Raw genomic sequence first — 4,706 nt, forward strand, 5'->3', positions numbered from 1 at the left:
GTCGGGGTCGGTCTGGTGGATGTCGGCGTCCAGGCACTCGTCGGAAAGCCGGACCGCCATCTGCCGCCGGACCTCGGCGAAAATCTCATCCGCCTGCTCCACGGCCAGGGTGTCCACGTCGTGGATGCACGGGGAGTAAACGATGACCTCGGTGCCGGGCTGGTTGCGCACCGCGGTCAGGTGGGCCAGGAATACCTGGTACTGCAGCACCTCCTTGAAAAAGAAGATGCGGCTCATCAGCCCCCGGATGGGCCGGGTCTGCCCGTGGTAACCGAAGAAGGCGGCCAGGATGAGCAGCTTTTTCGTGCTCCCCGTGGCGCGGAAGTCCGCGGTGATGCTGGGGAGCGGGGTTTTTTCCAGAAGTGTCGGGTCCACGAACCTCTCCCCCTCGAACCACCCGGGACGTATCACCCCCTGCATGGCGATGGAGCAGCGGACGGCGTCGAGGATGGGCCCCCGCTTGACCACCTTTATCCGAGCCGAGCCGTCGTCGTGGGCCAGAAGTATCCGCAGGGTCACCGGGCAATCCTCCACCCTCTCGACGCGCAGGAGGCCCTTCACCCGGCCGATGAGCGCCCGGCCGTTCATGAGGCCGTCGGCCAGGTCCAGGTCCCACTTTCGCGTGAAGAGCCCCTTGAGGATATGCCCCCAGGCCACGTCTACCAGGTCGCGACGCCGCAGCCGGCGCAGGATCGCCATCACCTCCGCCACGGGCGCCCCCGAGCACCAGAGCGCCGAGGCGAGCGCCCCCGAAGATGTCCCCCACACCTCGTCCACGTGATCCCGCAGGCCCAGGTCGTCCAGCGTCTGCAGAATGGAAAGGCTCGAGGCCAGCGCCAGCGTCGCCCCCGAACCCAGCGACACGGCGAAATGCGTATCGGGGTCCTTGACGCGCGCGATGAACCGGCTGAGATTCTCCGGGTCCGGCGCCAAAGGTTTTTTGGGATAGGTCACGGCGGCGCACGGGTGAAAGGGCGGCTGTAATTATACCAGATTGGGTCGCGCCCGCTTATGCGTTCTCGGAGTGTCTCGTCCGTCGGGGCGGCGGTGCCGATCGTCGGGTGTCGCTCGTGGATTTTTAAAAATCGAGTCACGCTCCCCGGTGTCCCCCGAGCGGTGAAAAAAAATTCAGTCACGCGGGCGGTCGTCGGGGGGAGGGCCATCCGGCTTATGAAAGGTATACCCTCGTTTTACGCCTATACCCCCCGGCTGAAGCCCACCGCGGCCGGAAAAATAATTGGAACCCGTAAGGGATAATCTTTGTAACTTGTTGAAATAATAAATCTTGATTAAATCATTTTTTTCTTGAATTTTTTGATAAACAGTCTATACTTTAGCCATAAAGTATTTGTTCTTTTCCACCACCCACCGTTGAAGGGAGGTGTTCGATGCCCGGCAAGAAAAAGACCACAAAGAAGCCGAAGGCTTAAAGCCGGTCCGTAAGAACTAGAGTGCAAACGGGGGAGGATCATAAAGGTCGTCCCCTGTTTTTTACCCCCGACCAATACCCGGCTGACCCCGAATCTCACCGACCGGTGAGACGGGCGCCGTCCGGTTCAAAAAAAAAGAGCCGCCGATCGGGAAAACGAAGTCCCCGCGCCGACCCTTCGGAACCGGAGTGCGGAAGGGGGGATGCCCCCAAGCTCATCCCCCCTTTCAATATGCCCTCATATACCCGGACGAGTCTACCGACCGACGACCAGGCGTTCGGTCGAGTTACCCCCCGTCGTCTCCAGCCGGCAGAGGTACACGCCCGGCTTCACGTCGGCGCACGCCCAGACCGCCTCGTGCCTGCCGGCGGTGAGCTCCCCGTCCATGAGCGTCGCCACGCGCCGACCGGCCAGGTCGAAGACCGCCAGCTCCACCCGCCCGTCGTCGGGCAGGTCGCAGCGGAAAGTGACCGTATCGTCGGCGGGATTGGGGTATGCCGAGAGCGTCAGCTCGATTTTCGGTTCGGATATCGTCACCGCTTCCGTCGGCCCGAAACGACTGACCGTCCCGTCGGTCTCCACGACGTCGAGCCAGTAAATATATTCCACGCCCGGTGTAGCCTCCCGGTCCAGGTAGCGGGAGGCGGAACCGGGAAGCGGTCCGTTGAGAAGCGCGACCGGCCCGCCACCGTCATCGCTCCTTTGGATTTCCATCCCGACTGGCTCATTCCCATCGAAGCGTTCCCCCCCCCCCGATAGACCGTCAACCGCCGTGTGGTGCCATTCCTCGGCGGCCAGGGGTGCCGCCAGGGCGAGGGCGGCGAGGATGTCCAGGCGTGTATCAATCGCCACACCTCCTACGCTAGGTTTGAATTACTCCCCCCGCAATCCCCGGTCAAGCCCGGCCCGTGAAAAGGGGCGGTCCGCCGACCGCCCCACGTGTGGATTTTCTTTATCTACCTACCGACGACCGGACGCTCGGTAAATATGACGCCGGCCGTTCACCGCCGGGAGAGGTTTACCGCTCGCCGGGTCGGCGCGATACCGGGCGACCTCAGCGTTCGTACCCGGCCAACCGCTCCAACAACCCCGACTCATTCCCGTCGTAGAGGAGCGGGCGGCGGTCCAGCTCGGCGGCGTAGTTCTCCTTGAAGCGACCGACCCACGGGGCGAGGTCCTCGGGGCTCCACCCCAGCCGCGTGCCGTAGAAATACACCAGCATCGCCGCGTCGGCCCGGTCCACGGCGTCGGACGCGTTGTTGGCGAAGAACTCCCAGGCGCCCCGGGCGGTGACGGCGTCCTCGGCGTCGTCAATCCCCCCTCCGCCTGCGAAGTCCCCGTCGGCCACCCGCCGCCGGATATCCGGCGCGTCGCACAATAGTAGCTGGCGCACCACGAAGTCGTGCATCCCCGATTCGGCCAGGTTGGGCATGAGCATGGCCTCCTCGAAGCGCTCTCTGGCCCCCTCGTAATCGCCCGCCAGGCGTGAAAGCTCCGCCGCCAGGTACACCCGCTCCACGAGCTGCTCCGGCAGCACCTCGTCGGCCGCGAGCGCTCCGTCCAGAAGCCCGACGATGGACGCGGCATAATCGCGGCGGAAACTTTGGGAAACGTTCTCCGGCCGCAGGCACCACCAGCCGATGAGAAGCGTGTCCGCTAATTCGACCCGCGCGGCGCCCCGGAATTTTTCCAAAAGGTACAGGTTGCGGTACTCTTCCCAGAGCGGCTGCTCCCCGGCGCGGTCGGATAACGTCTCCCGCACGAAGGCGATCTCATTCTCGGGAAGCTCCTCGCCGAAGCGGCCCACCCAGTCCGCGTACCCGCACTCCGGCGAATACGCCAGCCAGTACCCCCACGGCTGGTCGCCGACGGCGTGCTGGGCGAAGTCGGTGCCCACCCCGCCGAAGTTGTTCGTGCTGGTCAGGACCCCGACCGCCACCTCTTCGCCGCACACGGGGCAGACGCGCGTTTGGGTCTCCAGCGTGGTGGCCCCGGCGGCCAGGCACAAGACCAGGGTCAGGGGGCCAATCCAGCGGGTCATGCTCACCTTCCTCGGTTGTCCTTTTTTAAAGTATAGCACGACCGGCGGCCGGCGACGCGGGCTGAAATTTTCGTCTTGGCCCCGACCCGCGGGTTATTTTATACTGGTGGTGCTCGGTACGAAATTCCCGATAACCCCCCGGAGGAGACCCATGAAGCACGAACTGTTGTACCGCCCCAATTTCACCCTGGCCAGGGTGATGCTGGATCCCGGCGAGAGCGTCACCGCCGAGGCGGGCGCCATGGTCAGCATGTCCGCCGACATCAAGATGGAGACCAAGGCCCGCGGCGGCATCGGCAAGGCCCTGCTGCGCTCCATGGTCGGCGGCGAGAGCTTCTTCCAGAACACCTACACCGGCGGTGCCACCGGCGGAGAGGTCACCTTTGCCCCCGGATACCCCGGCGACGTCATTCAGCTCCAGATCGCCGGCAACGCGATAATGGCCCAGTCCGGCGCCTACATATTCGACACCGGCAACATCCAGATTGACACGAAGTTCGGCGGCGGCAAGATGTTCTTCTCCGGCGAGCGCCTGTTCCTCTTGAAAATCTCCGGCCAGGGCGACATCTTCCTCTCCGCCTACGGCGCCATCCACATGGTCGAACTCGGCGCGGGCGAGGAGTACATCGTGGACACCGGCCACATCGTCGCCTTCGACGAGACCGCCACCTTCAAGGTCACCAAGGCCGGCGGGATGAAGTCCCTCTTCTTCTCCGGCGAGGGTTTCGTGTGCCGGTTCGGCGGACCGGGCCGCGTATGGCTCCAGACCCGCAACCCCATGATGTTCTACATGATGGGACAGAAGTAGCGCCGACCCGCATGTCCCCTCTCCCTCTCAGGGAGAGGCTCGCCTACGGGCTAGGGTGAGGGTCGAGGTCGGGAACGTAAAAGCGGCGGGGATTAAAATCCCCGCCCTACATTTACGACGGCTAGGGTGAGGGTCGAGGCGGGGAACGTAAACACGGCTCGATTCACGCCGTAGGGGCGACCGTCCACGGTCGCCCGTTTCCGTTCACGCCGTAGGGGCGACCCTCTGCGGTCGCCCGCGGGCGGGTGTGGACACCCGCCCCTACGTCATCGCAATCGCGTGTGATGGTTGCCGCATGTCCCCTCTCCCTTCTAGGGAGCGGCGCGCCGACGGGAATGAGGGTGAGGGCCGCCTCATGTCCCCTCTCCCTGTGGGAGAGGGGATGGGGGTGAGGGCTACCTTATAACCCGGCGGGGATTAAAATCCC

General features: G+C 64.3%; 4 protein-coding genes. 1 reads left to right on the plus strand and 3 read right to left on the minus strand.

Going from position 1 to position 4,706, the window contains the following annotated elements:
* The 3 genes from NTW26_00775 to NTW26_00785 all read right to left on the minus strand — a co-directional run.
* On the minus strand, window positions 1–954 hold a 954-nt coding region (locus NTW26_00775; protein ID MCX7020808.1), incomplete at its 3' end, for a patatin-like phospholipase family protein.
* Window positions 955–1,685: 731 nt separating this feature from the next.
* A complete protein-coding gene (locus NTW26_00780) occupies window positions 1,686–2,282 on the minus strand; it encodes a T9SS type A sorting domain-containing protein (protein MCX7020809.1) in 597 nt (198 codons plus the stop codon).
* 202 nt (window positions 2,283–2,484) lie between these two features.
* On the minus strand, window positions 2,485–3,471 hold the full coding sequence (locus NTW26_00785) for a hypothetical protein (GenBank protein MCX7020810.1): 987 nt from the start codon (window positions 3,469–3,471) through the stop codon (window positions 2,485–2,487).
* A 151-nt stretch (window positions 3,472–3,622) separates the two neighbouring features.
* Here NTW26_00785 and NTW26_00790 point away from each other — a divergent pair, with 151 nt between their 5' ends.
* Window positions 3,623–4,279 (plus strand): TIGR00266 family protein, encoded by a 657-nt coding sequence (locus tag NTW26_00790; protein ID MCX7020811.1) that lies wholly within the window; start codon window positions 3,623–3,625, stop codon window positions 4,277–4,279.
* The last annotated feature ends 427 nt before the right edge of the window (window positions 4,280–4,706 follow it).

The organism is bacterium (assembly GCA_026398675.1).
In the GTDB taxonomy this organism is placed as follows: Bacteria; RBG-13-66-14; RBG-13-66-14; order RBG-13-66-14; family RBG-13-66-14; genus RBG-13-66-14.

Coding starts and splice junctions, on each gene's coding strand:
- NTW26_00785 (MCX7020810.1), bottom strand. CDS start 3,471: ATGACCCGCTGGATTGGCCCCCTGACCCTGGTCTTGTGCCTGGCCGCC.
- NTW26_00790 (MCX7020811.1), top strand. CDS start 3,623: ATGAAGCACGAACTGTTGTACCGCCCCAATTTCACCCTGGCCAGGGTG.